Source organism: Oerskovia sp. NPDC057915 (assembly GCF_042887685.1).
In the GTDB taxonomy this organism is placed as follows: Bacteria; Actinomycetota; Actinomycetes; order Actinomycetales; family Cellulomonadaceae; genus Oerskovia.
The window spans coordinates 143,220-169,072 of sequence record NZ_JBHVOS010000004.1; the positions used below are offsets into that span (position 1 = coordinate 143,220).

Genomic DNA, 25,853 nt, shown 5'->3' on the forward strand with positions numbered 1-25,853 from the left:
GCCCGACTGCGGCGCGTCAGAGGGCGATCGGGCCACCGCGGGGCGCGTCGATCGAGATCTCGGCGTACGCGGCCGCGAGCAGCGCCGGGTCCGGGCCCTCGAGGCGCCCGGGCTTGGCCAGGCCGTCGAGCACGACGAAGCGCAGCATGTCGCCGCGCGACTTCTTGTCGCGGCGCATCGCGGACAGGAGCTGCTCCCAGCGGTCGCCGCGGTAGGTCAGCGGCAGGCCGAGGCTGCCGAGGATCGCGCGGTGGCGGTCCACGGTCTCGTCGTCGAGGCGGCCCGCGAGGCGTGCGAGCTCGGCCGCGAAGACCATCCCGACCGACACAGCCGCGCCGTGGCGCCACGCGTAGCGCTCGGTAAGCTCGACCGCGTGGCCCAGGGTGTGCCCGTAGTTGAGGATCTCGCGCAGGCCGGCCTCCTTGAGGTCCTCGCCCACGACCCGTGCCTTGACCGCGACGGAACGCTCGATGAGCTCGACGACCACGGCCCACGTCGAGGCCGGCACCTCGGCGCCGCCCCAGCTCTTGAGCTCCTCGACGTTCTCCTCGACGAGCTCGAGGATGCGCGGGTCGGCGATGAAGCCCGTCTTGACGATCTCCGCGAGGCCCGCGACGAAGTCGAACTTCGGCAGGGACTCGAGGGCCGCGACGTCGCACAGGACACCCGCGGGCGGGTGGAACGCGCCCACGAGATTCTTGCCCTCGGCCGTGTTGATGCCCGTCTTGCCGCCCACGGCCGCATCCACCATGGCAAGCAGCGTCGTCGGGACGTGCACGACCTTGATGCCGCGCAGCCAGGTCGCGGCGACGAAGCCCGCGAGGTCGGTCGTGGCGCCGCCGCCGACCGAGACGATCGCGTCGCTGCGCGTGAAGTCGGCCTGGCCGAGCACCTGCCACAGGAACGCCGCGACCTGCGCGGTCTTGGCCTCCTCGGCGTCCGGGACCTCGGCGATGTACGCCTCGTAGCCGACCGCGAGCAGGTCCTCGCGGACCGTGTCCGCTGACGTCGCGAGCGCGGCCGGGTGGATCACGAGGACGCGGCGCACGTCCGGGCCCAGCATCGAGGGCAGCTCACCGAGCAGGTGGCGCCCGATGAGGACGTCGTAGGGCTGGGCGCCCTCGACGCGCACGCGGGCCGTCGTCGCCGGTGCGGCGCCGGTGGTGGAGGCGTCGCCGGACGACCCGTCGGTCCCGGTCGTCTGCTGGTCGTTCACTGCTCGCTCCTCGTCTGGTCGGCCGGGGCGTCGTGGGACGCGCCGCCGAGTGCTGCTTCGATCTCCCCGGCCACCTGGCGGGGGGTGCGCGCGTCCGTCACGACCCGCACCGTGGCGAGCCGCTCGTAGACGGGGCGGCGCTGCTCCATGAGCGCCTGCCACCTGGCCCGGGGGTTGCCGAGCAGCAGGGGGCGCGCCTGGTTGAACCCGACCCGCGGCCCGGCGTGGGCGAGGGAGACGTCGAGGAAGACCACGGTGCCCCCCGCGACCGAGTAGGACTCGAGGGCGGCCTGGGAGTGCTCGTCGAGGACGGCGCCGCCGCCCAGCGCGAGGACTCCCTCGTGGACCGCGAGCGCCTGGGTCACGGCCTCGCGCTCGAGGTCGCGGAAGTGCGGTTCGCCGTCCTCGAGGAAGACGTCTGCGACGGTCTTGCCCGCGAGGGTCTCCACGTCGCTGTCGGTGTCGCGTGCCGCGAGGCCCAGGCGCTCGGCCAGGACGTGCGCGACGGTGGACTTGCCGCTGCCGGGAGGGCCGATGAGGACGACGCGCGGGCCGCTGCTCGTGGTCATCTCAGCGCAGCAGCTCGGGGACCGACGCGAGGTAGCCCTCGACGTTGCGGCGGACCTCGGAGACCGAGTCACCGCCGAACTTCTCCAGGACGGCCTCGGCGAGGACGAGCGCGACCATGGCCTCGGCGACGACGGCTGCGGGCGGCACGGCGCACACGTCCGAGCGCTGGTGCTGGGCCTTGGCGGGCTCGCCCGTCGCGACGTCGACCGTCGCGAGGGCGCGCGGCACCGTGGAGATGGGCTTCATGGCGGCGCGGACGCGCAGCACCTCGCCGTTGGACATGCCGCCCTCGACGCCGCCGGCGCGGTTGCTCAGGCGGTGCAGGTGCCCGTCCTCGCCGCGCACGATCTCGTCGTGGGCCTGCGAGCCGCGACGGCGCGCGGTGCGGAAGCCGTCGCCGACCTCGACGCCCTTGATGGCCTGGATGCCCATGAGGACGGCAGCGAGGCGCGCGTCGAGGCGGCGGTCGGACTGCACGTAGGTGCCGAGCCCCGACGGGACGCCGTACGCCAGGACCTCGACCACGCCACCGAGGGTGTCGCCGTCCTTGTGGCACTCGTCGATCTCGGCGACCATCGCCGCCGAGCTGGCAGCGTCGAAGCAGCGCACCGGGTCGGCGTCGAGGCGCGCGACGTCGTCGGGGTGCGGGAGGGCCGCGTCCTGCGGGACGTCGACCGTGCCGATGCCCACGACGTGCGAGACCAGGCGGATCCCGACGGCCTGCTCGAGGAACCTGGCGGCGGCCACCCCGAGCGCGACGCGGGTCGCGGTCTCGCGCGCCGAGGCGCGCTCCAGGACCGGACGGGCGTCGTCGAACGCGTACTTGCGCATGCCGATCAGGTCGGCGTGCCCGGGGCGCGGGCGCGTCAGGGGACGGTTGCGGGCGATCTCCCGCACGTCACCCGTCCCGGCGTCGACCTGCAGCGCCTCGGCGGGCACGGGGTCCGCACTCATGACGTCGACCCACTTGGGCCACTCGGTGTTGGCGATCTCGATCGCGAGCGGCCCGCCCTGCGTCAGGCCCAGGCGCAGGCCCGCGAGGATGCGGACCTCGTCCTGCTCGAACTTCATGCGCGCACCGCGCCCGTACCCGAGGCGGCGGCGCGCGAGCGCGTCCTGCACGTCCTTCGTCACGAGCTCGACCCCTGCGGGCAGCCCTTCCAGGATGCCGACCAGCGCCGGACCGTGCGACTCACCCGATGTCAACCAACGAAGCATGAGGAGAATCCTCCCACGTCACGCGGCGCGCCCCCGAACCCGCCCGCAGTGCGGACCGCCGCCTCGCGCGCGTCCCGCCGGGGCCGGTGGACGGCTCAGGCGGGGCGGACGGCGCGGGCGAGGCGGCGGGCCTGTGGACGACGCCTGCCACGGTGCAGCGCGCTGCGCTAGGTTCGCCGCGTGACGAACGCAGGGGGCGGCGGTCCGGTCGACGCGCCGGGGCAGGACGGTTCCGCGACGACGGGCCCGGTCGGGGTCGGAGCGGCGGAACTGTCGGCCGGGCACCTGGCCCGGGCCTGGCGCCGGGCCGTGTCCGAGGTCCGCCCGCACCGTCGCGCAATCGTCACGGTGGCGGCGGTGGCCGTGCCTGCGACCGTCACGGGGATGCTGAGCGTGGGGCAGCCCGTCACGCTGGCGCCCGCGGCCGGGTACCTCGCGCTCGTGGGGTCGGCTCTCGCAGTGATCGACGCCCGCACGCACCGCCTCCCGGACGCCCTGGTCCTGCCCTCCTACCCGCTGCTGGCGGTGCTGCTGGCGCTGGCGAGCGTCCTCGGGCCCGACGGCGGCACGCTCGTGCGTGCCCTGGCCGGCGGTCTGGGGCTCTACGGCGCGTACTTCGTGCTGGCCCTCGCCCCGTCGGGGCTGGGCTTCGGCGACGTGAAGCTCGCCGGGCTGATCGGCGCGCTGCTCGCGGGGTGCGGGTGGGCCGAGCTCACCGTGGGAGCGAGCGCAGCCTTCTTCCTCGGCGGCGCCTGGGCCGTCGTCCTGCTCGCCGCACGGCGGGCAGGACGACGCACCGCGATCCCGTTCGGACCGTTCATGCTCGCCGGGGCGCTGGTCGGGGTGGTGTGCGGCCCGGCGGTGCTGGGCGAGGCGCTGCTGCTCGGGTGAGCCCCGACGTCAGGCCCGGGTGGCGCTCGGCGCGAGGGCCGTCTCGAGGGCCTCGGCCATCGCCGCCAGGGGCGCGACCTGCCCCGTCATGAGCCGCACCTGCTCGGCAGCCTGGTGCAGGAGCATGCGCTCGCCGCCCACCACGGTGGCGCCCGCCTGCGCCCAGGCGCGGGAGAGCGCCGTCGGGCGGGGGTCGTAGACCACGTCGAGCAGCACGCCTCGGGGGCCGGGGCTCCCGGCGGCGGTCTGCGCCGCGAGAGCGTCGGCGACCGGGTCCGCCGCCCCGGAGGGCAGCGTCGACACGACGACGTCAGCCTGCGCGACGAGCGGTGAGGCCGGGTCGAGCACCGCGAACCGCGGGGCCACGCCCATGCGGTGCGCGGCCCGCTGCAGCCCGCCCGTGCGCCCGAGGGAGCGCACCAGGACGGTCGGGGTCGTGCAGCCGAGCTCGGCGAGCGCGGCCAGCGTCGAGGCCGCGGTCGCGCCCGCCCCCAGCACGACGGCCGAGCCGACCGGGCGGTCGCCCAGCCCCTCGCGCAGCGCGGCCACGAGGCCGTGGACGTCGGTGTTGGCGCCCACGAGCGTGCGCCCCGAGCCCGTGGGCTGGAACAGGACCGTGTTCACGGCCCCCACGACGCCCGCGAGCGGCTCGACGTGATCCAGGAGCGGCAGCACGACCTGCTTGAGCGGCATGGTCAGGGACAGCCCGGCCCAGCTCTCGTCGAGGCCCGCCACGAACGACGCCAGCTCCTCCTCGGTCACGTCGACCGAGGCGTACTCCCACCCGTCCAGCCCCAGCGCGCGGTACGCGGCCGAGTGCAGGACCGGTGAGAGGGAGTGGGCCACGGGGTGGCCCAGGACGGCGGCGCGGCGCACTGTGCCTACGGTCACGGGTTCTCCCTCTGCCACGCGCGCAGCTCGTCGACGTACTTCTGATGCTCGGCCAAGGTGGACGAGAACTTGGTCTCACCCGTGTCAAGGTTCACGGCGACCCAGAAGATCCAGTCACCGGGCTCCGGATTCAGCACGGCCTCGATCGACTTCATCCCGGGGGACGCGATCGGCCCGGGCGGCAACCCCTTGTGCTTGTACAGGTTGTAGAGGTTGTCCGTGTTCGCCTTGTCGGCGTTGGTGATCTCGGTACCCGGCTTGCCCAGGCCGAACGCGACGGCCGCGTCGATGTCAAGTGTCATCTCACGCGAGAGGCGATTCTCGATCGCCTGCGCCATCTTGGGCCGGTCTTCCTCGGCCTTGGCCTCCCGCTCGATGAGCGAGGCCTTGATCAGGACCATCTCACGGTCCGCCGCCGGGATGCCGAGAGAGTCGAGGTTCGCGACGGTCGTCGCGATCATGTTGGCCACGATGGTCGTCGCCGAGTCGTTCGGCTCGAGGACGTAGGTGCTCGGGAAGAACCACCCTTCGAAGTTGCCGCCCGCCTCGGCCGGCAGGCCGACTGCAGCCGGGTCCGCCATCGCGGCCTGGAACTCCTCTTGAGGTTTGCCGGTCACTGAGACAGCGCGCTCGATGACCTGCGCAGCCGTGAACCCCTCGGGGACCGTCAGCTTCATCTCGTTCTTGCTCTCCTTGGAGAGCAGCAGGGTGATCGCGGCGGACGCCTTCATCTCGGTGAGCAACGTGTAGTTGCCCGGCTGGATCTTCGCTGCGTCCGGGTTCTCCTTGAAGGCCTTGACGAAGGCGTTGGCCGACTTCACGACGCCCGCCTCGACGAGGGTCTGGCCAATGTCCGCACCCGTCGACTGCGGCTCGATCGTCACGTCGACGGGATCGACCCCCTGCCCCTCGTAGTCCGAGACGCTGAAGGGGTTCTCGAAGCCCAGCAGGCTCGAGGCGTTGTTGACCAGGTAGTAACCGGCCCCGCCCACGAGGACCAGCGCGAGGACCACGATCAGGGTACGGCGACGCCGTCGTTGCGCACGCTTCTTCGCGGCGCGACGGTCTCGGCTCCCCGAACGGGTCGCCCGCGACGGTGGTTGTTGCTGCACCGGCGGGCGGTCGAATAGGTCGGTCACGGGAGGCTGCCTCCTGACGGGTGTGCGCGCGGCGGTCCTTGCCACGACGCAACGATCAACGTTCTACGTACTCTCCAGCGCGCGCCCCCGCGCTCCGCTCGCGGTCCAGAGCGGTCTGGAGGATGATAACCGCCGCGGCTTGGTCGACGACAGAGCGCTGCTTGCGCCCGGCGCGCCCAGACGCCCGCAGCGCCTGGTGGGCGCTCACGGTCGTCATGCGTTCGTCGACGAGGTGCACCGGGACGGGTGCGACGGCACGTGCCACCAGTCCAGCGTACGCACGTGCGGCGGCCGTGGCGGCACCCTCCGCGCCGGAAAGGTGTCGAGGAAGCCCGATGTACACCACACGTGCACCCCGTTCCTCCACTTCCGCCGCGATCCGCGCGACGTCGCTCGGGAAGGTCGCGACCGCGTCCTCGGGCGCGGACGGCGTGGTCCTCAGGTCGCGCGGCAGGGTCTCGACGGGGGTCGCGATGAGCCCGTCGGGGTCGCTCGCGGCGAGCCCGACGCGCACGCTGCCCACGTCGACGCCCAGGCGGGCACCCCTCGGGAGAGGGGTGCCCGCCTGGTGGTCGTCGACCGTCATCGGGTGCGCGCTCAGAGCGCCGAGGCGACGTCGTCGCGGATGCCCGCGAGAGCCGTCGGGAGGGCGGACACGTCCGTGCCGCCACCCTGGGCCATGTCGTCCTTGCCGCCGCCGCCGCCGCCGAGCACGCCCGACGCCTTCTTCGCGAGGGCCCCGGCCCGCAGGCCCGCCTCGCGCGCAGGCGCGTTGGTCACGATGACGACCTGGGGGCGCTCCTTGCTCACGCCGCCGACCGCGACGACGCTCGGCGCCGCGTCGGCGAGACGGCCGCGCACGTCAAGCGCGAGGGCCCGCAGGTCGTCCGCGGAGGCGACCTCACCGGCGTCGTGCACGACGACGCGCACGGTCCCGACGGTCTGCGCACCGGCCGCCAGGTTCGCGGCGGCCGCGAGCAGCTGGGCCTGACGCAGTGCCGCGAGCTCCTTCTCGGCGTCGCGCAGACGCGAGACCAGCGAGCCCACGCGGTCGGGCAGCTCCTCGGTGCGCACGTTCAGCAGACCCGTGAGCTGTCCGACGAGCGCGTGCTCCTTGGCCTGGAAGCCGTAGGCCCCGTCGCCGACGAGGGCGTCGACGCGGCGCACCCCCGAGCCGATCGAGGACTCGCCGAGCAGCGTGACCAGGCCGAGCTGGCCGGACTGCTTGACGTGGGTGCCCGCGCACAGCTCGCGCGACCAGTCGCCGCCGATCGAGACCACACGCACCTGGTCGCCGTACTTCTCGCCGAACAGCGCCATGGCGCCCAGCGCCTTGGCCTCGGCGATGGGCATGACCTTGTCCGTGACCTCGAGGTTCTCGGCGAGCTGGGTGTTGACGCGCTCCTCGACCTCGGAGAGCACCCCTGCGGGGACCGCGCTCGAGGCGCGGAAGTCGAAGCGGATGCGGCTCGGTGCGTTCTCCGACCCGGCCTGCGTCGCGTCCTTGCCCAGGGCCTCCTGGATGGACTTGTGGATCATGTGCGTCGCGGTGTGGGCGCGGCTGATCGCCTTGCGGCGCGCCGTGTCGATCTGCGCGGTGCCCGGGTCGCCCACCGCGACGACGCCCTCGACGAGGCGCCCGCGGTGGACCGAGAAGCCCTTGATGGGGCGCTGCACGTCGTCGACCTCGATGGTCGCGCCGCCGTCGAGCACGATCGTGCCGTGGTCGGCGAGCTGGCCGCCGGCCTCGGCGTAGAAGGGCGTGCGGTCGAGGACGACCTCGACGTCGGCCGGGGCCGTCGCGGCCGGGGAGGGCACGCCGTCGACCAGGAGTCCAACGACGTTGACCGACGCCGTGGCGTCCGTGTAGCCGAGGAAATCCACGGGCCGGGCGAGCTCGCTCTGCAGGGCCTCGTAGGCCGCGGTGTCGACGCCGCCCGTCCGCTTGGCGAGCGCGTCGGCGCGCGCACGGGTGCGCTGCTCCTGCATGAGGGCGCGGAACGCCTTCTCGTCGACCTGGACACCCTGCTCGGCGGCCATCTCGAGGGTCAGGTCGATCGGGAAGCCGTACGTGTCGTGCAGGGCGAACGCCTGGTCTCCGGGCAGCACGGGCGTGCCACCCGTGCCCGCGCTCGACTTGGCGGCCGCGACGGCGGTGTCCAGGATCGTGGTGCCCGAGGTCAGGGTGCGGCGGAACGCCTCCTCCTCGGCGTAGGCGATCTGCGAGATGCGCTCGAAGTCGGCGCCGACCTCCGGGTAGGAGGCCTGCATGGCGTCGCGCGAGACGGGGAACAGCTGCGGCAGCGCGGGGTCCTCGACACCCAGCAGGCGCATCGCGCGCACCGAGCGGCGCAGCAGGCGGCGCAGCACGTAGCCGCGGCCCTCGTTCGAGGGGCGCACGCCGTCGCTGATGATCATGAGGGCCGAGCGCACGTGGTCGGCGACCACGCGCATGCGCACGTCGTCGTCCGTGTCGGCGCCGTACCGCTTGCCCGAGAGCTCCTGGGCCGCGGCGATGACGGGGAAGACCTCGTCGATCTCGTACATGTTGTCGACGCCCTGCAGGACGAACGCGACGCGCTCGAGCCCCATGCCGGTGTCGATGTTCTTCTTGGTGAGCTCGCCCAGGATGGGGAAGGACTCCTTGGTCCCGCCGTCCCCGCGCTCGTACTGCATGAAGACGAGGTTCCAGATCTCCAGGAACCGGTCGCCCGCGAGGTCGATCGCCGGACCCCCGTCGGGGCCGTAGGCCGGGCCACGGTCGTAGAAGATCTCCGAGCACGGCCCGGCGGGTCCGCGGGCTCCTGTGGACCAGTAGTTGGGCCCCATGCCCAGTCCCTGGATGCGCTCGTCCGGCAGTCCGGCGATCTTCTTCCAGAGCTGGCGCGCCTCGTCGTCCTCGTGGAAGACGGTGACCCAGATCTTGTCCTCGGGGATGCCGTACCCGCCGTCGTCCTGCGACCGCGTGATGAGGTCCCAGGCGTAGGTGATCGCGCCTTCCTTGAAGTAGTCCCCGAACGAGAAGTTGCCGTTCATCTGGAAGAACGTGCCGTGACGCGTCGTCTTGCCCACGTCGTCGATGTCGAGGGTGCGCACGCACTTCTGCACGCTCGTCGCACGCGCCCACGGCGCGGTCTGCTCGCCCGTCATGTACGGGATGAACGGCACCATGCCCGCGATGGTGAACAGGGTCGACGGGTCCGGCGAGATGAGCGACGCCGAGGGCACGACGGTGTGGTCCTGGGCGGCGAAGTAGTCGAGCCAACGCTTGCGGATCTCGGCGGTACGCATGATGTCCTTCGGAAGTCGGAGACGGAACGGCCCGGGGCGCGCCGCAGGGGCGGGCGACACCGGCTAGAACAAGTATGTTCCCGGCGTGCTTCCCTCCCGTGCGCGCGACGTTCGTCGCGCGGGAGGCAGCAGGCCCGGTGGGTGGATCAGTAGAACGAGTACCCGAGCAGGTCCTCGTCGTCGTCGACGCCGTCCCCCGCGCGCTCGCGGCGCGCCGCACGGGCGGCGCGCACGTCGTCGGGGTGGGGCTGGCCCTCGGCGAGCAGGGACGCGAGCAGCTCGGCCTCGCGCGCGTCGCGCGCGGTGCGGAACTCCTCGCGGAAGACCGACACGAAGCTCGTGGCCTTCTCGCCGAGCGAGTTGACCTGGTCGGTGGCCTGGTCGACGAGCGAGGCGGGCGCGTAGCGCGCGATCACCTGCCGCCCCTTGACGACCACCACGACCGTGATGGCGACGCCGACGCCGACCCAGAAGACCCTACGCATCAGCGGCCGGCCCGGGGTCCGGAGCCCGAACGGCCCGAGGCCCGCGCGAACGCCTGGCGCACGCCGTACGTGAACGCCGCGACCTTGACGAGCGGAGCCCCGAAGGTCGCCGCGTACAGGCCCGTGAGGGCCGAGACGTTCTCGCTGACCTGCGCGGCGGACGTCGTGATCGTGTCGACCTTGACGAGCTGGCTGTTCGTCGTGGCCACGGTGGTCGCGGCCTCGTCGAGGATCGGCACCGAGTGGTCCGTGACCTCCTTGATGCTCACCCTGGCCTCGTCGAGCACCCGGCCGAGCTTGACCAGAGGAACCGCGAGGACCCCCACCAGCAGCACGAACGCGATGGCGGCGATCAGCCCGGCCACATCTCCTACGGACATCTCCTGCTCCTCCTTCGACGGCGCGACGCGACGGACGGCACGCCTCGCGAAACCTTACCCGGATGCACGAACGCCCCGCTCCCCGTCGAAGCGGTGAGCGAGGCGTTCGTGCACGGCGCGCGGCAGCAGCCGCGCTGGAGGATCAGCGAGCGTAGTACTCGACGACGAGCTGGACCTCGCAGGTCACGGGGACCTCGACGCGCTTGGGGCGACGCACCAGGACGGCGCTCAGCTTCTCGAGCTGGACGTCGAGGTAGGCCGGGACGGCCGGCAGGACGTCGCGGTGCGCACCGGCGGCGGCGACCTGGAACGGCGTGGTGGCCTGGCTCTTGGGCTTGACCTGGATCGTCTGACCCGGCTTCACCTTGAACGAGGGGCGGTCGACGATCTTGCCGTCGACGAGGATGTGGCGGTGGCCGACGGCCTGGCGCGCCTGCAGGATGGTGCGGGCGAAGCCCGAACGCAGCACGAGCGCGTCGAGACGCATCTCGAGGTTCTCGACCATGGCCTCACCGGTCAGACCGGCGTCCTTGCGAGCGTCCTCGTAGGCGCGAGCCATCTGCTTCTCGCGGAGCGCGTACTGGGCGCGCAGACGCTGCTTCTCACGAAGACGCACCGCGTAGTCCGACTCGGTGCGGCGACGGGCACGGCCGTGCTCACCGGGCGGGTAGGGACGCTTCTCGAAGTGCTTGACTGCCTTGGGCGTGAGCGCGAGGCCCAGCGCGCGGCTCAGGCGAACCTGGCGGCGCGAACGAGTCACTGAAGACACAGTGTGTTCCTGTCCTGTCGTGTGTACTTGACGTCACACCCGTGCGGATTGCCGGGTGCGGGACCAGCCGATGAGCCGTCACGCATCCGTGAGGATGCCCACCCGTCGACGCGAGGTCGAGGATGACGTGCGGGGCTGCGGGGCCGAGGTCCCAGGCGGTTGCTACTGCCCTGACGGGCGGAGACAACCTGAGAAGTCTACCGCACCGGGCGCGTCGCCCCGTCCTCCGCCGGGTGCAGCCCAGGAGTGGCACCTGGCACGAGGCCCGGCAGGGTCCCTCAGTCGCCCAGGATCTGCCGGATCCGCTCGAGCCGCTCGGTCACCGACCGCTCGAAGCCGCGGTCGGTGGGCGTGTAGTAGCGCGTGCCCTGCAGGACGTCGGGCAGGTACTGCTGGCGCGCGACCGCGTGCGGGGCGTCGTGCGCGTACTTGTACCCCTTGCCGTGGCCCAGCTCCTTGGCTCCCGCGTAGTGCGCGTCGCGCAGGTGCGCGGGCACCGTCCCGACCTTGCCGGCGCGCACGTCCGCGAGCGCCGCGTCGATCCCCAGGTAGGCCGCGTTGGACTTGGGGGCGGTCGCGAGGTGCACGACGGCCTCGGCGAGGATGATGCGGGCCTCGGGCATGCCGATGAGCGCGACGGCCTGGGCCGCGGCGACCGCGGTCTGCAGCGCGCTGGGGTCGGCCATGCCGACGTCCTCGGCGGCCGAGATGACGATGCGCCGGGCGATGAACCGCGGGTCCTCCCCCGCGGCGATCATGCGCGCGAGGTAGTGCAGCGAGGCGTCGACGTCGGAGCCGCGCACCGACTTGATGAACGCGCTCGTGACGTCGTAGTGCTGGTCGCCGTCACGGTCGTAGCGCACCGCGGCGACGTCGATCGCGCGCTCCATGGTCTCGAGGTCGACGACCACGGTCCCGGGCGCGCCCGCCCCGGTGGCGGCGTCGGCCGTCGCGTCGCTGGCCTCGGCGGCCTTGCTCTCCCCCGGCACCTCGCCCTGCCCGACGGCGTCGCTCGCGTCCGGTGCGTCGTCGTCGGGCAGGTCGGTGGTGCGGACGGGCGCGTCCGGGACGTCGGACAGCGCGGCCCCCGCCGCGGCCTCGAGGATGGTCAGGGCCTTGCGGGCGTCGCCGCCCGCGAGGCGGACCAGGTGCTCCTCGGCCTCGTCCGCGAGCGTGACGGCGCCGCCGAGCCCTCGCTCGTCGACGAGCGCCCGGTGCACCAGGGCGCGCACGTCGCCCGACGTGAGCGGCTTGAGCGTGAGCAGGAGCGAGCGTGAGAGCAGCGGGGAGTTGACCGAGAAGCTGGGGTTCTCGGTCGTGGCCGCCACGAGCGTGACCCAGCGGTTCTCCACGCTGGGCAGCAGCGCGTCCTGCTGGGACTTGGAGAAGCGGTGGACCTCGTCGATGAACAGGACGGTCTCCTCGCCGCCCGTCGCGAGGCGGCGCCGCGCGTCGTCGATGACCTGACGCACGTCCTTGACTCCTGCGGTCACGGCCGAGAGCTCGACGAAGCGCCGACCCGAGGTCGTGGCGATGAGGTACGCGAGCGTCGTCTTGCCCGTGCCCGGCGGACCCCACAGGATGACCGAGCCCGGGGCGGCGCGCGAGGCGCCGGGCCCGTCCACGTCGATGAGGCGGCGCAGCGGCGAGCCGGCGACGAGCAGGTGCTCCTGACCGGCGACCTCGTCGAGCGCGGCGGGACGCATGCGCACGGCGAGCGGCGCGCCCGGTCCCGGGCGAGGAGTCCCCTGGGTGCCTGAGGTCGCAGAGTCGAACAGGTCCATCCCGGGAAGCATGCTCCGAGCCTACGCACCCCTACCGACACGGCGCGCCACCGCCTGACGGGGCCTCGCCCCCGCGCCGTACACGTGCCGGCGACGTCGCGCCGCCGCACCCCGTGAGAGGTACCCGCCCACACTGTGCACGGCCCGGCGCCGCACCGCGCGAGGTGCCATGCTGACGGGGTGTTCGAGAGCCTTGGCCGCGCCGTCGCCCACCGTCCCCGCCTGACCGTCGCCGTGTGGGTGGTGCTGACCACCCTGGGGTTCGCCCTGGCCGTCGTGGGCGTCCACGGCGAGAGCCTGTTCGACCGCCTGACCACGGGCGAACCCTCGGTGCCGGGCTCGCAGAACGAGCGCGGCACGCAGATCCTCGCCGACCAGGCGGAGACGGGCGAGACCGTCTCGCTGCTCGTGAGCGGCGTCGACCCCGCGGACCCGGCGCTCGCCGAGGCCATGTCCCCCGTGCACGAGGAGCTCGCCGCGGTCGCCGGGGTCGGGACCGTCGTCGACCCGTTCGTGATCCCCGGGGGCGTCGAGACCGAGGCCGCGCAGTCGCTCGTCGCGGCCGACGGCGACGGGTTCGTGCTGTCCGTGACGCTCGAGCCGGGTCTCGACGAGGACGCCCAGGCCGCGGCCTCGAGCGACGTCGTCGAGATCCTCGAGGCCGTCCCCGGGGACCTCGCCGACGTCGCCCCGGACGCGACCGGGCTCGTGTCGAGCAACGACCTGATCGTCGAGGCCATCACCTCCCAGGTCGAGAAGGACCTCACGACGGGCGAGATGATCGCCCTGCCCATCGCGCTGCTCGTCATGGTCCTGGTCTTCGGCGGGTTCCTCGCGGCCGCGATGCCCATGGCCGGGGCCATCGCCTCGATCGGCGCCGGGCTCGGCGTCCTCCTCGGCCTGTCCTACCTGCTGACCATCGACGCGTCGGTCGTCAACGTCGTGACGCTCCTGGGCCTGGGGCTCTCGATCGACTACGGGCTGCTCATCGTGTCGCGCTTCCGCGAGGAGATGCACCTGCTCGACGACGCCGCCCCGGTCCGAACAGCGGAGCCCGGGGAAGCCGCGCCCGGCGCCGGTGCGGCCGGTGTACCCCGGACGACCCGCAGGACCCGGCGCTCGCGGCGCCGCGACGCCGACGTGACCACCGCCGTCGTGCGCACCATGGCCACCGCGGGCCGCACCGTGGCCTTCTCGGCGCTGACCGTCGCGATCTCGATCGCGGGCCTCATGGTCTTCGAGCCCGACATCCTGCGCGCCATCGGTGCCGCCGGGCTCGCCGTCATCCTCATCGCCGTCGCGACCGCGATGACCCTCGTGCCCGCCCTGCTCGCGCTCGCCGGCCACCGGCTCGTGCGGCCCAGCGTCCTGAGCAAGGTCCCCGGGCTGCGCGCCGTCCTGGCCCGCACGGCCGACGTCCAGTCCGACGAGGGCTTCTTCTCCCGGCTCACGGGCCGCGTCCAGCGCCACCCGATGTGGGTCATGCTCGCGACCGTCGCCGTCCTGGTGGTGCTCGCACTCCCCGTGCTGGGCCTGCAGATGCGTAACTCGGGCATCGAGCTGCTGCCCCAGAGCTCACCCCAGCGGGAGTTCGTCGACGAGCTCTCGGCACAGTTCCCCGCGTCCGCGAGCGCCGACGTCCGCGTCGTGACCGACTCCACGACCGAGGAGGCCCAGGTCTGGGCCGACGACATCGCGGGCCTCGACGGCGTCGCACGCGTCGACCCCGCGGTCCCCGTCGGGGACGACCACGCGCTCGTCGGGGTCCACCTCGAGGCTGCCGACGCCGGCGGTCCGGAAGCCGTGGCCGTCGTCGAGGAGCTGCGTGCCCAGGACCCCGGGTTCACGTTCTACGTCACCGGTCAGGCCGCCGGGCAGGTCGACTTCCGGGCGGCGCTCGCGGACCGCGTGTGGTGGGCCGTGGGGATCGTGGTGGTCGCGACGTTCGTGCTGCTGTTCCTCATGACGGGCTCGGTCCTCATCCCGGTCAAGGCGCTCCTGACGAACGCGCTGTCGTTGGCCGCGTCGCTGGGCGTGCTGGTGTGGGTGTTCCAGGAGGGTCACCTGGAGGGGCTGCTCGACTTCTCCTCGGCGGGCGGCATCGAGACGTACGTCGTGGCGCTGGTCATCGCGTTCGCGTTCGGGCTCGCCATGGACTATGAGGTGTTCCTGCTGTCCCGCATCAAGGAGCTGCACGACGCGGGTCTGTCGAACGACGAGGCGGTGCGCCTGGGGCTGCAGCGGTCGGGGCGCATCATCACCTCGGCCGCGGCCATCATCATCGTGGTGTTCGCGGGCTTCGTGTTCGGCGAGCTGCTCGTCATCAAGGAGGTCGGGTTCGCGCTGGCGGTGGCGGTCTTCATCGACGCGACGATCGTGCGGATCCTGCTGGTCCCGGCCACCATGACGCTGCTGGGCCGGGCCAACTGGTGGGCGCCCAAGCACCTCAGGTGGCTCTACTCGAAGTTCTCGATCACGCACTGACCCGGCGGCCGGTCCCCGGTCACCGAGCGCGGGGTCGTCGCCGGGAGCACGAGGTGCTCGAGACGACTGCCCCGCGCTCGGCGGGCCACGAGGGGTGCGCGCTCAGCGCCGGCTCTCGAACTCCTGCACGACGGCGTAGCCCAGCCGGGTGTAGACGCGGCGGGCGGCGTCGTTGTCGGCGTACATGCCCAGCGTGACCCAGTCGGACTCCGTGAGCCCCGCGCGGGTCACGACGGCCGTGGTCGCCGCGGCGATGCCGTGCCCGCGCCACGCGGGGTCGGTCGCGATGCTGCCGAGCGACCACGGTGCCCCCGGTGCGGCCTGCCGGGCGCCGACCACCCCGCGCAGCGCCCCGTCGTGGTCGCGCCAGCCCCACCAGCGGGTGAGCGGGTCCTCGGGGCTCATCTCCGCGAGCGGGTTCGCCACGTCCAGGCACGCCCGGACGTCGGTCGCCGCCGAGGGGCCGGTCAGGGCCTCGACGTGCTCCTCGCCCGCCTGGGCGACGGGGACCTCGCGCGTCGCGAAGAAGTCCCACGTCGAGACCGAGAGCTCCTCGCGCTCGCGCAGGATCGCCGGCAGGTCCTCGCCCGCGCACCGGTCCCCGAGGATCGTGAGGGTCCCGCGTGGCAGTCCCGTGCTCACGACGTGCTCCCCGAGCTCACCGGCCTGGGCCAAGCGCGCCAGCAGGTCCGCGGTCGCCTCGGGCGACCCCATGCCCCACAGGCCGACGCGCTGGTGGTGAGCGCCGCCGTCGGGCACGCCCACCTCGAGCGCCACGCTCAGCACGCACGCGTGCTCGTCCTGCCACACCCCACGCACGTCCCACTCGGGGAGGTCCACCAGGACAAAGGGGTGGGAGGCCCACCGGTCGGTCAGACCGGTCGAGCCTCCCAGCGTCCTTGCCAGCGTGCGGGTGTCCGGGGCGCTCACGCCTTCCCGGTGGTCGAGGCGTCCGCCGTGGCGGCGGACTCGTCGGCGGCGACGGCCTTGGGCTTCGCGTCGACGCCCGCCTCCTTGCGCTGCTGCGCCGTGATGGGCGCCGGCGCCTGCGTCAGCGGGTCGAACCCGCCGCCCGACTTGGGGAACGCGATGACGTCGCGGATCGAGTCCGACTTCGTCAGCAGCGCCACGATGCGGTCCCAGCCGAACGCGATGCCGCCGTGCGGCGGGGCGCCGAACGCGAAGGCGTCGAGCAGGAAGCCGAACTTCTCCTGCGCCTCCTCCTCGCCGATGCCCATGACGGCGAACACGCGCTCCTGGACGTCGCGGCGGTGGATACGGATCGAGCCGCCGCCGATCTCGTTGCCGTTGCACACGATGTCGTACGCGTAGGCGAGGGCCTCGCCGGGGTTCTGCTCGAACGTGTCGATCCACTCGGGCGTGGGCGAGGTGAACGCGTGGTGCACCGCGGTCCAGGCCGAGTTGCCGAGGGCGACGTCGCCCTCGTCGGCTGCCTCGCCCGTGGGCTTGAACAGCGGGGCGTCGACGATCCACACGAACGCCCAGGCGTCCTCGTCGATCTGACCCGTGCGCTTGGCGATCTCCTGGCGGGCCGCACCCAGCAGGGCGCGCGACTCGTTGGTCCTGCCCGCGGCGAAGAACACCGCGTCGCCCGGCTGGGCGCCGGTCGCGTCGCGCAGGCCCTCGCGCTCGGCCTCCGAGAGGTTCTTGGCGACCGGGCCCGCGAGGGTCCCGTCCTCCTGGAACGTCACGTACGCCAGGCCCTTGGCCCCGCGCTGCTTGGCCCACTCCTGCCAGGCGTCGAACTGGCGGCGCGGCTGCGAGGCCCCGCCCTCCATGACGACGGCACCGACGTACTCGGCCTGGAAGACGCGGAACGGGGTGTCCTTGAAGTAGTCCGTGAGCTCGACGAGCGGGTTGCCGAAGCGCAGGTCGGGCTTGTCCGACCCGTACAGGCGCATCGCGTCGTGGAACGTCATGCGCGGGATGGGCGTGGGGATCTTGTACCCGATCAGGTCCCACAGCGCGACGAGGATCTTCTCGCCGAGCGCGATCACGTCGTCCTGCTCGACGAAGCTCATCTCGACGTCGAGCTGCGTGAACTCGGGCTGGCGGTCCGCGCGGAAGTCCTCATCGCGGTAGCAGCGCGCGATCTGGTAGTAGCGCTCCATGCCCGAGACCATGAGCAGCTGCTTGAAGAGCTGCGGGGACTGCGGCAGCGCGTACCAGGAACCGGGGGCCAGGCGCGCGGGCACCAGGAAGTCGCGGGCGCCCTCGGGCGTCGAGCGCGTCAGGGTCGGGGTCTCGATCTCGACGAAGTCCTGCTCGTCGAGCACGCGGCGCGCAGCCTGGTTGGCCTTGGCGCGCAGGCGCAGCGCGTGGGCCGGGGTGGGGCGGCGCAGGTCCAGGTAGCGGTGCTTGAGACGCGCCTCCTCGCCGATGACCTCAGTGCCCTCGAGGGCCGTGGAGACCTGGAAGGGCAGGGGTGCGGACTCGTTGAGCACGACGACGTCGCTCACCACGACCTCGACCTCACCCGTGGGGAGGTTCTTGTTCTCGTTGCCCTCAGGGCGTCGGGACACGACACCGGTGACCTGGAGCACGAACTCCGAGCGCAGCGGGTGCGCGATCGACTCGTCACGGATGACGACCTGGGCGATACCCGAGGCGTCACGCAGGTCGATGAAGGCCACCCCACCGTGATCGCGGCGACGATCGACCCAACCGGTGAGGGTGACGGTCTGACCGATCTGCTCGGCCCGCAGGGAGCCGGCTGTGTGGGTGCGAAGCACGGAGAGAGTCCTTCCGGAACATGCCGGGGCGCGCAGTGGCGTCCCGGGATGGGAGTGGGGAGTGCGCAGACGACGCACTCGGACGAGTCTAGTCTCTGAGCGGACCACGTTCAGGAGAATTCCCTCAGGAGGCACCCATGGCCCGACGGATCGCGACCACGGACCGGATCGGACGCGCGGAGCTCGTCGCGTTCCTGCGCGCCAACCGGCGCGCGGTGCTGCTCACCCGGCGCGCGAGCGGCGCCCCCCAGATGAGCCCCGTCACGTACGGGGTCGACGGCGAGGGACGCGTCGTCGTCTCGACCTACCCCGACCGCGCCAAGGCCGTGAACCTGCGTCGCGACCCCGCCGCGTCCCTGTGCGTCCTGGGCGAGGACTTCGACGACGCGTGGGTCCAGGTCGACGGCACGGCCGAGGTCATCGACCTGCCCGACGCGGTCGAGCCGCTCGTCGAGTACTACCGCTCGGTCGCCGGGGAGCACCCCGACTGGGACGAGTACCGCCAGGCCATGGTCTCCCAGGGCAAGTCGCTGCTGCGCGTGACCGTCACGGGCTGGGGACCCGTGGCCACGGGCGGGTTCCCGGCACGGCTCGCGCAGGACTGAGCGGCCCGGTCACCCGGCGAGCGCGGCCCGGGGCCCGGGGCCCGGGTGGGGCCTGCCGCCCGGCACGGCCCGCGGCGCGGCTCATCGCCTCCCGGCGGCCCGCGCCCGGCGCCGACGCCGTGCGACGAGCCACCAGGCGAGCCCGACCGCGCCCTGGAGCAGGGCCCAGGCCCCGAGCACGGCGACCAGTGCGCTCCCCTGCGGCTCGGCGCGCAGCGTCACGAGCACCCCGAGAGCGGCCACGATGAGGAACACCTGGTTCAGGGTCTTCACGCTCTGGTCCAGGCGCTGGTCGACCCAACGGCCCAGCCTGGAGCGCTCCTTGGGCGGGGCCGGCGGGGCCGGACGTGGCTGCGGGACGTCCTGCGGGTCGCGAGCCGGGAGCGTGACGACGAGGTGCTCGGGCACCCGGGCGTCGATACCCTGAGCGACCGCAGGGGCACCCAGTCCCACGTGCAGGGTGGGTTCGACCACGACGTGGAAGCCGTCCTCCCCGATCAGGTAGCGGGCCCCGTCCGGACGCTTCGACAGCAGCTGGCACTCCTCGAAGAGGACCGTCACCGCGCCGTCCGGCGTCGTCAGGCTGACCCCCGCCAGCCCGACCACGAGCGCGACGTCCGGGTCATCGACGCGCGGGTAGCGGATCCCCTCGACCGCGGTCTCCGACCACTGCGGCGCGACCGCGAGCCCCGCCCACTCGGCCCCCGCCCGACCGGGCACCTGCAGGAGGGCGTCGGACCAGACCTCGGTCGCGACGCGACGCAGGTCCTCGACCGTGACGGCCTCGAGCTCGGCCCTGGTCACCTCGGGGGCCTTCACCGGGTGCCGGAGGAGGACGTCGAGCGCGTACGTCGGCAACAGCTCGGACGCGAGGTCCGGTGCGTCGAACCGCTTGAGCAGCTGCGCCCGCGCCGAGTCGAGCTCCGACTGCTCGATGGTTCCCAGCCGGAGCCTCGCGACAGTGTCGATCATGCCGCCGACGACGGCGCCCTGCTGCTGGGGCAGCGCGTCGGCGTAGAGCGTCAACGTCGCGTGCGAGGCGTCGCGCCGGGAGTAGTCGGCGTCTGCGGTGTACGAGTATCCGCCCTCTTCACGCAGGTCGTGGAACAGGGCACGCGCCGCGACCTGGGCCAGGACGACCGCGGCCGCCGACCGCTCGACGACCGCGTCCAGCACCACGTTCCCGTCCTCGCCCCGGAAGAACGCTGGCGTGCGGGGCAGCGCGTCGCTCGGGGACGGGGTGGGCATGCGGGCACCGCTGGGCAGCGACAGGTCCAGCCCGTCGGGCAGCGTGCCACCCGTGACGAACAGGACGGCGTTGTCCCGCGTGAAGTGGGTGCGCACCCAGGCTCGCACGTCGTCCTCGCCGAGCCTGCGCGCCCCCAGCTCGTCGTAGCCGGCCAGCCCGTAGGTCCGCGCACCGTACCGCCACTGGCGCATGGGCCGGAACGGCCCGCCGGCGCGCCGCTGGGCCTCGGTCCGCAGGATCTGCTTCTCGACCTCGAGCCGCTGCACCGGAAGGTCCTGGAGCGCCGCGCACACGTTGTTGAGGTAGGCGACGACGTCGTCGTCGGACCCCTGCACGTGGAAGAGCGTGTACGACTCGGCGGTCACCCCGTTGTGGTGCCCGTCGCTGAGCTGGCGCCCGTGCAGGGCCAGGTGCTCGACGAGGTGCGTGATGCCCGAGGTGGCGAGCGTCTCGTCGGCGCTCCCGACCCGGAAGAACAGGCCCGCCGTGCGCGTCCCGTCCTGCTCGGTGGACCGCGGCGCGTAGAGCACCGGGATGCCGTCGACGGTCGTGGAGCTGATGAGGTGCGCGACGGGCGCGAGCTCGTCGAGGCCGGCCGGGACCGCAGCGTCCGAGGGGTGCTGCGCTGCGGTGTCGATCTGTGCGGACATGTCGATCCCTCTCAGCCCGCGGCCTGGACGGCGTCGCGGTGGTAGGTGAAGAAGGCGACCGGATCGCCCACGTAGTCCCAGGGCGCGCCCGAGGCCCGGTTGCCGATCGCGCGCAGGTGCGGCTCCGCGTCCTGCGTGTGCTCGCCGAGCAGGAACGCCAGCGCGAACGCGTTGTGCGCACCCACGCTCCGGAAGTCCTCACGGTGCTCGGGGTGCAGGACCGACCGGGCGGCGGCCCGGCGCAGGTCGTCCCTGACAGCCGGGCTCTTCATGTACCGCTCGTCCTCCTGCGCGGGCAGCTCCGCCCAGTGCTCGATGTGCGCGAGCGCGACGACGGCACCGTTCGGGGCTCCCGGCGGGGAGGAGGCCGAGCACTCGGTCGCGAACCCGTGCGCTTCCTCCCACGTGCCGCTCCACTTCGGGCACAGCTGCTGCAGGAGCGCCTTCTGCGCCGAGTAGCTGTGCGGGTCCGTCGCGGACAGGCGGGCGTACCGTCGACGCGCCTCGGAGTGGCCCAGCTCGAGTCCACGGGCCGTGGTCAGCCGCGCGTCCCATGCCGGGGCGAAGGACGGGTGCTCCGCGCAGACCTCGACGAGGATCCGCTCGGCCCGCCGCAGCCAGTCGTGGAACTGGGCGAACTGGTCGCCCGACACGTGCTCCGCACGGGCGCTGCTGCGGATCTCCCACCCGATCCGCACGTACCGCTCGGCCAGGAGCGTGCGGATCGTCGGGTCGTGCGGCTCGTCGGACAGTGCCCGCTCGAGCTTCTCCTCGACTCCCGGCACGTCGGCGACCGTGGCGAGCGCGAAGTCCCGGTCCCGAGGGCTCATCCCTTCCAGGTGCGCGGTGACTGCGGCCCAGTCGCCCGTGGCGGCCACGGCCTGCAACGCGGCGATCTCCGGATGCGTCTCAGCGGTCTTGAACAGCGGGGGCACCGGCGGCGGCGCCGCGCTCGACCTCTTCCTGGGCATGGGGGTTTCCTCGGCCGATCACGGGGGCACCGGCGAGGCATCGGCATCCGCGCCATGGTGTGACTGGCCGCAAGATAGCAGGTTTCGCCCGTTTCGCGAGGCGGGATCAGAAGAGGGGCTGGGGGGTGCTCACGGATTCACCCGGTCGGGCTGCACCGGGCCCAGGTCGTCGACGTCCGACCAGGCTTCCGACCGGGTAGTCGCCCTCGTCGTGAGAGGTTCCGCCGTCCGGGTGCCCTGCGGTCCGGGCGTGGCCCGACGTGCGCGCCTGGGCACGGTGCCCGGCGCTCTCGAAGCCGCGCTCGACGAGCAGCGGGCGCACCCGGTCCCACAGCCAGTCGCGGTAGGCGCGGCTCGCGTACGCCCCGCCGGCGTAGACGCGTTCGTAGCCCGCGACCCGCCCGGGGTGGTCGCGGCGCAGCCAGGCCATGAACCACTCGCGGGTGCCGGGCTTGAGGAACAGCGGGAGCACCGTGGCGCCCGTCGCCCCCGCCTCGTGGACCGCGTCGAGCAGGCGCGTGAGGTGGTCGGTCGAGTCCGTGAGCCACGGCAGCACGGGCGCGATCATGACCCCGCACGGCAGCCCGGCCGCCCGGGCGGCGCGGACGAGGTCGAGGCGGGCGCGCGGCGTGGGCGTCCCGGGCTCGACGGCCTGCTGGAGGTCCTCGTCGACGAACGCCAGCGAGACCCCGATGCCGACGTCGACGCGCTCGGCCGCCTGCGTCAGGCGCGGCAGGTCCCGGCGCAGGAGCGTGCCCTTGGTGAGGATCGAGAACGGCGTGCGCGAGGCCTCGAGGGCGTCGATGATCCCGGGCATGAGCCGGTAGCGCCCCTCGGCACGCTGGTAGGGGTCGGTGTTGGTGCCGAGCGCGACCGCGTCGCCCGCCCAGGACGGCTTGGCGACCTCGGCACGCAGCACCTCGGCGACGTTCATCTTCACGACGATCTGGCTGTCGAAGTCCTCGCCGGGGTTCATGTCGAGGTAGCGGTGCGAGGGGCGGGCAAAGCAATAGCTGCACGCATGGGAGCATCCGCGGTACGGGTTGATCGTCCAGGTGAACGGCATGCGGGACTCCCCAGGCACCTTGGACAGCGCGCTCTTGGCCAGCACCTCGTGGAACGTGACACCGGCGAACTCCGGCGTGCGCACGGTCCGCACCAGCCCTGCCATGCGCCCGAGCCCGGGCAGCGCGCCGTCGTCCGCCGTGATCGCCTGCCCGTCCCACCTCATGGCATCATTCGAACACATGTTCGATCATGTTGTCGACGCCGTCGGCGACGACGAGTGCCGTCACACGCCCGTCACACGCCCGTCGCCCGGTCGGCGACCGACCCGTCGGGCGCGCCCGCCGCACCGGCCACCTCGGCAACCGCGTCGGCGTCGCGGGTCGCCGCGAGAGACGCCAGCAGCGCGAGGGCGTCCGCCGCGGGGCTCCCCGGGGCCGCGCTGTACGCGACCAGGGCCAGTCCCGGCTCCTGGGCGAGCTCCATGACGTCGTAGTCGAGGGCAAGGACACCGACGTCGGGGTGGCGCATGCGCTTGAGACCCGCGCGGTGCACGCGGACGTCCCGGGTCGCCCACAGCTCGCGGAAGCGCTCGGAGCGCGTCGAGAGCTCCCCGACGAGGTCGCTGAGCGCCTTGTCGTACGGGTTGCGTCCCGCCGCACCGTGCAGCGCGGCCACCACGGCGCGCGAGACGTCGTCCCAGTCGACGTAGTAGCGGCGCGCCGCAGGGTCGAGGAACGCGAACCGGGCCGTGTTGGGAGCGGTGCCGGTCGCGCGCGCGAAGTCGTGGACCGGGGCGTGCAGCTCGCGGGCCAGCGCGTTGGTCGCGACGATGTCGCGACGGCTGTCCGTCACGTACGCGGGCGTCGCCGTCATCGAGTCCAGGACCCGCTGCACCGACACCGGGACCGACGCGGCGCGCGCCGGCTCCCGGCGCCTGCGCGCCGGCCGGTTGGCGGCGTGCGCCAGATGGCGCAGGTGCAGCGTCTCGGCCTCGTCGAGCCGCAGGGCCGCCGCGAGCGCGTCGAGCACCGCGTCCGACGCCCCGGCCAGGTTCCCCCGCTCGAGCCGCGCGTAGTACTCGGACGAGACGCCCGCGAGCACCGCGACCTCGTCACGGCGCAGCCCGGGCACCCGGCGCCGCCCCGTGCTCGGGGGCAGGCCCACCTCGGCCGGCGACAGCCGGGCACGGCGGCTGGACAAGAACTCGCGCACCTCGTCTCGTGGGTCCATGCCCTCGAGCCTACGAGCCGCGCCCCGTCCCAGCCACGCACTGCCAGTACACCCTTCGACAGGGCGTTCCACCCTCGTCCGGGCGATGGTGGAGTAGGTGACGAGCCACGGACCGACCGGTGGCCACCGGGACGAGAGGGACCTGACCCATGCGAGCGACGTTCTTGTACGGCACGGGAGACATCAGGGTCGAGGAGGTCCCCGACCCCGCGATCCAGGAGCCCACCGACGCCCTCGTGCGGGTCGTGCGGGCGTGCGTGTGCGGCTCCGACCTGCACCGCTACCACGACTTCCCGCCGACCGACCGCGGCCGACCCATGGGCCACGAGCTCCTCGGCGTCGTCGAGGACGTCGGGGCGGACGTGAGCTCCGTCCGCCCCGGCGACCTCGTGATCTGCCCGTTCACCATCCAGGACAACACGTGCGTCTACTGCCGCGAGGGCATGCAGACCTCGTGCGTGCACGGCCAGTTCTTCGGGACCGGCGGCGTCGGCGGGGCGCAGGCCGAGGCCGTGCGCATCCCCCTCGCCGACGGCACCCTCGTCCGGACGGGCACGGCGCTCGCGGACACCGACGAGGCGTTGCTCGACTCGTTCCTGTCGCTCTCCGACGTCTTCCTGACCGGGCACCACGCCGCGCACATGGGCCGCGTCGGGCCCGGGCGGACCGTCACGGTGATCGGGGACGGCGCCGTCGGGCTGAGCGCGGTACTCGCCTCGCGCCGGCTCGGTGCCGAGCGCGTGGTCCTCATGGGGCGTCACACCGACCGCACCGACCTGGGCATCGAGCTCGGCGCGACCGACGTCGTCGCCGAGCGGGGGGAAGAAGGCGTCGCGCGGGTCCGAGACCTCACCGACGGGCAGGGCACCCACGTCGTGATCGAGGCCGTCGGGCACATGCCCGCCTACCAGCAGGCGTTCGGGGTCGTGCGGGTCGGCGGCGTCATCTCCCGGGTGGGCGTCCCGCAGTACGAGGACGCGCCCGTCGGGTGGGGGTCCCTGTTCGGGCGGAACATCACGCTCACGGGCGGCCCCGCCCCCGTGCGGGCCTACATCGAGGACGCCCTGGCCGACGTGCTGGCCGGGCGCATCGATCCCGGCAGGGTGTTCGACCGGACCCTGCCGCTCGACGACGTCGCCGAGGCCTACCGCCTCATGGACGCCCGCGAGGCCCTCAAGGTCGTGGTCCTGCCGTGAGCAGGTGCCCCTGCGCGCCGCGGCCGCCTCCGCCCGACGAGATCACCACGGCCGACCGTCCGGACCGCCCGTCCGCACGACGAGAACTCCTGAGGAGCACCATCACATGACCACCCCCGCAGCACCGACCCTCACCCTGAACAACGGCGTCACGATGCCCGCCCTCGGCTTCGGCGTCTTCCAGACCGCGCCCGAGGAGACGATCTCCTCGGTCGCGACCGCCCTGGAGACCGGCTACCGGCTCGTGGACACCGCCGCGGCCTACGGCAACGAGCGCGAGGTCGGCCGGGCGATCGCCGAGTCCGGCCTCGACCGCGGAAAGGTCTTCGTCGAGACCAAGGTCTGGATCAGCGACTACGGCTACGAGTCGACCCTGCACGCGTTCGACAAGTCGGCCGGCAAGCTCGGCGTCGAGCAGATCGACCTGCTCCTGCTGCACCAGCCGCTGCCGTCCCGGTTCGACCTCACCCTCGAGGCCTACCGCGCCCTGGAGACCCTGCTCGCCGACGGCAGGGTCCGGGCGATCGGCGTGAGCAACTTCATGCCCGAGCACCTCGACCGGCTGCTGGGGACCGCGAGCGTCGTCCCGGCCGTCAACCAGGTCGAGGTCCACCCGTACTTCCAGCAGCGTGAGCTCCAGGCGGCGGACTCGGCCCGCGGCATCCTGACCCAGGCCTGGTCACCCATCGGCGGCATCACGTCCTACCGCGAGGGTGGCGCGCGCACGTTCGACGACCCCGAGATCCTCGCGATCGCCGAGGCGCACGGGAAGTCGGCCGCGCAGGTCATGCTCCGCTGGCACCTCCAGGAGGGGCGCTCCGCGATCCCCAAGTCGACCAGGCCGGCCCGCATCGCCGAGAACTTCGACGTGGCCGACTTCGCGCTCACGGACGCAGAGCTCGCCGCGATCGACGCGCTCGACCAGGGTGTGCGCCGCGGCCCCGACCCGGCCGACATCACCCTGGAGGCCTTCGGCAGGGAGATCCCCGAGGCGTGAGCGCGCCCTGACGTGCACCCGGTAGGACGCGTGAGGCCCGGCAGGGCTCCCCTGCCGGGCCTCACGCACGTCCTCC

The 25,853-nt window shown here is 73.0% G+C and carries 22 protein-coding genes; 5 read left to right on the forward strand and 17 right to left on the reverse strand.

Annotated elements, in window-relative coordinates; all coding sequences use genetic code 11:
- Nucleotides 1-16: 16 nt before the first annotated feature.
- The 3 genes from aroB to aroC are packed head-to-tail and all read right to left on the reverse strand — an operon-like array spanning nt 17 to nt 3,004.
- The gene (aroB, locus tag ACFVQ3_RS04240) at nt 17-1,216 is read right to left on the reverse strand and encodes a 3-dehydroquinate synthase (protein ID WP_387635468.1); all 1,200 of its coding nucleotides are present in this window, start codon (nt 1,214-1,216) and stop codon (nt 17-19) included.
- A complete protein-coding gene (locus ACFVQ3_RS04245; protein WP_387635470.1) occupies nt 1,213-1,785 on the reverse strand; it encodes a shikimate kinase in 573 nt (190 codons plus the stop codon). Before ACFVQ3_RS04245 ends, aroB begins: the two co-directional genes overlap by 4 nt.
- 1 nt (nt 1,786) lies before the next feature.
- Nucleotides 1,787-3,004, reverse strand: a complete 1,218-nt coding sequence (aroC, locus tag ACFVQ3_RS04250; RefSeq protein ID WP_387635472.1) for a chorismate synthase — start codon at nt 3,002-3,004, stop codon at nt 1,787-1,789.
- 180 nt (nt 3,005-3,184) lie between these two features.
- Here aroC and ACFVQ3_RS04255 point away from each other — a divergent pair, with 180 nt between their 5' ends.
- Nucleotides 3,185-3,895: a prepilin peptidase gene (locus ACFVQ3_RS04255; RefSeq protein ID WP_387635474.1), complete on the forward strand. Its 711-nt coding sequence runs from the start codon at nt 3,185-3,187 to the stop codon at nt 3,893-3,895.
- A gap of 9 nt (nt 3,896-3,904) precedes the next feature.
- Here the strand turns inward: ACFVQ3_RS04255 and ACFVQ3_RS04260 are convergent, their stop codons facing one another.
- The 8 genes from ACFVQ3_RS04260 to ACFVQ3_RS04295 form a co-directional block, all read right to left on the reverse strand.
- Nucleotides 3,905-4,786 carry a shikimate dehydrogenase gene (locus ACFVQ3_RS04260; protein WP_387635476.1) on the reverse strand — a complete coding sequence of 294 codons (882 nt, stop codon included), beginning with the start codon at nt 4,784-4,786 and terminating at the stop codon, nt 3,905-3,907.
- Nucleotides 4,783-5,799 (reverse strand): endolytic transglycosylase MltG, encoded by a 1,017-nt coding sequence (gene mltG, locus ACFVQ3_RS04265; protein WP_387635478.1) that lies wholly within the window; start codon nt 5,797-5,799, stop codon nt 4,783-4,785. Before mltG ends, ACFVQ3_RS04260 begins: the two co-directional genes overlap by 4 nt.
- 181 nt (nt 5,800-5,980) lie before the next feature.
- Nucleotides 5,981-6,511, reverse strand: a complete 531-nt coding sequence (gene ruvX / locus ACFVQ3_RS04270) for a Holliday junction resolvase RuvX (RefSeq protein WP_387635480.1) — start codon at nt 6,509-6,511, stop codon at nt 5,981-5,983.
- 11 nt (nt 6,512-6,522) lie between these two features.
- A complete protein-coding gene (alaS, locus tag ACFVQ3_RS04275) occupies nt 6,523-9,216 on the reverse strand; it encodes an alanine--tRNA ligase (protein WP_387635482.1) in 2,694 nt (897 codons plus the stop codon).
- Between the two features lie 146 nt (nt 9,217-9,362).
- Nucleotides 9,363-9,701, reverse strand: a complete 339-nt coding sequence (locus ACFVQ3_RS04280; RefSeq protein ID WP_387635484.1) for a hypothetical protein — start codon at nt 9,699-9,701, stop codon at nt 9,363-9,365.
- Nucleotides 9,701-10,081 (reverse strand): DUF948 domain-containing protein, encoded by a 381-nt coding sequence (locus ACFVQ3_RS04285; protein ID WP_387635486.1) that lies wholly within the window; start codon nt 10,079-10,081, stop codon nt 9,701-9,703. The genes ACFVQ3_RS04280 and ACFVQ3_RS04285 overlap by 1 nt, the downstream gene beginning before the upstream one ends.
- 142 nt (nt 10,082-10,223) lie before the next feature.
- Complete coding sequence (gene rpsD / locus ACFVQ3_RS04290; protein ID WP_030151397.1) at nt 10,224-10,850, reverse strand: 30S ribosomal protein S4; 627 nt, start codon at nt 10,848-10,850, stop codon at nt 10,224-10,226.
- 278 nt (nt 10,851-11,128) lie between these two features.
- On the reverse strand, nt 11,129-12,634 hold the full coding sequence (locus ACFVQ3_RS04295; RefSeq protein WP_387635639.1) for a replication-associated recombination protein A: 1,506 nt from the start codon (nt 12,632-12,634) through the stop codon (nt 11,129-11,131).
- 180 nt (nt 12,635-12,814) lie between these two features.
- Here ACFVQ3_RS04295 and ACFVQ3_RS04300 point away from each other — a divergent pair, with 180 nt between their 5' ends.
- Complete coding sequence (locus ACFVQ3_RS04300) at nt 12,815-15,118, forward strand: MMPL family transporter (protein ID WP_387635488.1); 2,304 nt, start codon at nt 12,815-12,817, stop codon at nt 15,116-15,118.
- Between the two features lie 102 nt (nt 15,119-15,220).
- On the opposite strand, the gene ACFVQ3_RS04305 is transcribed toward ACFVQ3_RS04300, so the two are convergent.
- Together ACFVQ3_RS04305 and aspS are read right to left on the reverse strand one after the other, a co-directional pair.
- Nucleotides 15,221-16,048, reverse strand: coding sequence for a GNAT family N-acetyltransferase (locus ACFVQ3_RS04305; protein ID WP_387635490.1), 828 nt, complete (start codon nt 16,046-16,048; stop codon nt 15,221-15,223).
- Nucleotides 16,045-17,871, reverse strand: coding sequence for an aspartate--tRNA ligase (aspS, locus tag ACFVQ3_RS04310; RefSeq protein WP_387635492.1), 1,827 nt, complete (start codon nt 17,869-17,871; stop codon nt 16,045-16,047). Before aspS ends, ACFVQ3_RS04305 begins: the two co-directional genes overlap by 4 nt.
- A 137-nt stretch (nt 17,872-18,008) precedes the next feature.
- Between aspS and ACFVQ3_RS04315 the strand changes: the two genes are divergently transcribed.
- Nucleotides 18,009-18,476 carry a PPOX class F420-dependent oxidoreductase gene (locus tag ACFVQ3_RS04315; protein ID WP_387635495.1) on the forward strand — a complete coding sequence of 156 codons (468 nt, stop codon included), beginning with the start codon at nt 18,009-18,011 and terminating at the stop codon, nt 18,474-18,476.
- Nucleotides 18,477-18,557: 81 nt separating this feature from the next.
- Here the strand turns inward: ACFVQ3_RS04315 and ACFVQ3_RS04320 are convergent, their stop codons facing one another.
- The 4 genes from ACFVQ3_RS04320 to ACFVQ3_RS04335 all read right to left on the reverse strand — a co-directional run bounded on the left by ACFVQ3_RS04320 (nt 18,558) and on the right by ACFVQ3_RS04335 (nt 23,584).
- On the reverse strand, nt 18,558-20,375 hold the full coding sequence (locus ACFVQ3_RS04320; RefSeq protein ID WP_387635498.1) for a M16 family metallopeptidase: 1,818 nt from the start codon (nt 20,373-20,375) through the stop codon (nt 18,558-18,560).
- 11 nt (nt 20,376-20,386) lie between these two features.
- On the reverse strand, nt 20,387-21,346 hold the full coding sequence (locus tag ACFVQ3_RS04325) for a hypothetical protein (RefSeq protein ID WP_387635500.1): 960 nt from the start codon (nt 21,344-21,346) through the stop codon (nt 20,387-20,389).
- A 106-nt stretch (nt 21,347-21,452) separates the two neighbouring features.
- Nucleotides 21,453-22,577 (reverse strand): Rv2578c family radical SAM protein, encoded by a 1,125-nt coding sequence (locus ACFVQ3_RS04330; protein WP_387635503.1) that lies wholly within the window; start codon nt 22,575-22,577, stop codon nt 21,453-21,455.
- A 71-nt stretch (nt 22,578-22,648) separates the two neighbouring features.
- Nucleotides 22,649-23,584, reverse strand: coding sequence for a helix-turn-helix domain-containing protein (locus ACFVQ3_RS04335; protein WP_387635506.1), 936 nt, complete (start codon nt 23,582-23,584; stop codon nt 22,649-22,651).
- A 149-nt stretch (nt 23,585-23,733) separates the two neighbouring features.
- On the opposite strand from ACFVQ3_RS04335, the gene ACFVQ3_RS04340 reads away from it, so the two are divergent.
- A complete protein-coding gene (locus ACFVQ3_RS04340; RefSeq protein ID WP_387635508.1) occupies nt 23,734-24,780 on the forward strand; it encodes a zinc-binding dehydrogenase in 1,047 nt (348 codons plus the stop codon).
- A 106-nt stretch (nt 24,781-24,886) separates the two neighbouring features.
- Complete coding sequence (locus ACFVQ3_RS04345; RefSeq protein WP_387635511.1) at nt 24,887-25,777, forward strand: aldo/keto reductase; 891 nt, start codon at nt 24,887-24,889, stop codon at nt 25,775-25,777.
- Nucleotides 25,778-25,853 lie beyond the last annotated feature (76 nt).

Coding starts and splice junctions, on each gene's coding strand:
- ACFVQ3_RS04345 (WP_387635511.1), top strand. CDS start 24,887: ATGACCACCCCCGCAGCACCGACCCTCACCCTGAACAACGGCGTCACG.
- aroC (WP_387635472.1), bottom strand. CDS start 3,004: ATGCTTCGTTGGTTGACATCGGGTGAGTCGCACGGTCCGGCGCTGGTC.
- alaS (WP_387635482.1), bottom strand. CDS start 9,216: ATGCGTACCGCCGAGATCCGCAAGCGTTGGCTCGACTACTTCGCCGCC.
- ACFVQ3_RS04320 (WP_387635498.1), bottom strand. CDS start 20,375: ATGTCCGCACAGATCGACACCGCAGCGCAGCACCCCTCGGACGCTGCG.
- ACFVQ3_RS04280 (WP_387635484.1), bottom strand. CDS start 9,701: ATGCGTAGGGTCTTCTGGGTCGGCGTCGGCGTCGCCATCACGGTCGTG.
- ACFVQ3_RS04340 (WP_387635508.1), top strand. CDS start 23,734: ATGCGAGCGACGTTCTTGTACGGCACGGGAGACATCAGGGTCGAGGAG.
- ACFVQ3_RS04315 (WP_387635495.1), top strand. CDS start 18,009: ATGGCCCGACGGATCGCGACCACGGACCGGATCGGACGCGCGGAGCTC.
- ACFVQ3_RS04295 (WP_387635639.1), bottom strand. CDS start 12,634: ATGGACCTGTTCGACTCTGCGACCTCAGGCACCCAGGGGACTCCTCGC.
- ACFVQ3_RS04285 (WP_387635486.1), bottom strand. CDS start 10,081: ATGTCCGTAGGAGATGTGGCCGGGCTGATCGCCGCCATCGCGTTCGTG.
- ACFVQ3_RS04330 (WP_387635503.1), bottom strand. CDS start 22,577: ATGAGGTGGGACGGGCAGGCGATCACGGCGGACGACGGCGCGCTGCCC.
- ACFVQ3_RS04245 (WP_387635470.1), bottom strand. CDS start 1,785: ATGACCACGAGCAGCGGCCCGCGCGTCGTCCTCATCGGCCCTCCCGGC.
- ACFVQ3_RS04335 (WP_387635506.1), bottom strand. CDS start 23,584: ATGGACCCACGAGACGAGGTGCGCGAGTTCTTGTCCAGCCGCCGTGCC.
- ACFVQ3_RS04325 (WP_387635500.1), bottom strand. CDS start 21,346: ATGCCCAGGAAGAGGTCGAGCGCGGCGCCGCCGCCGGTGCCCCCGCTG.
- ruvX (WP_387635480.1), bottom strand. CDS start 6,511: ATGACGGTCGACGACCACCAGGCGGGCACCCCTCTCCCGAGGGGTGCC.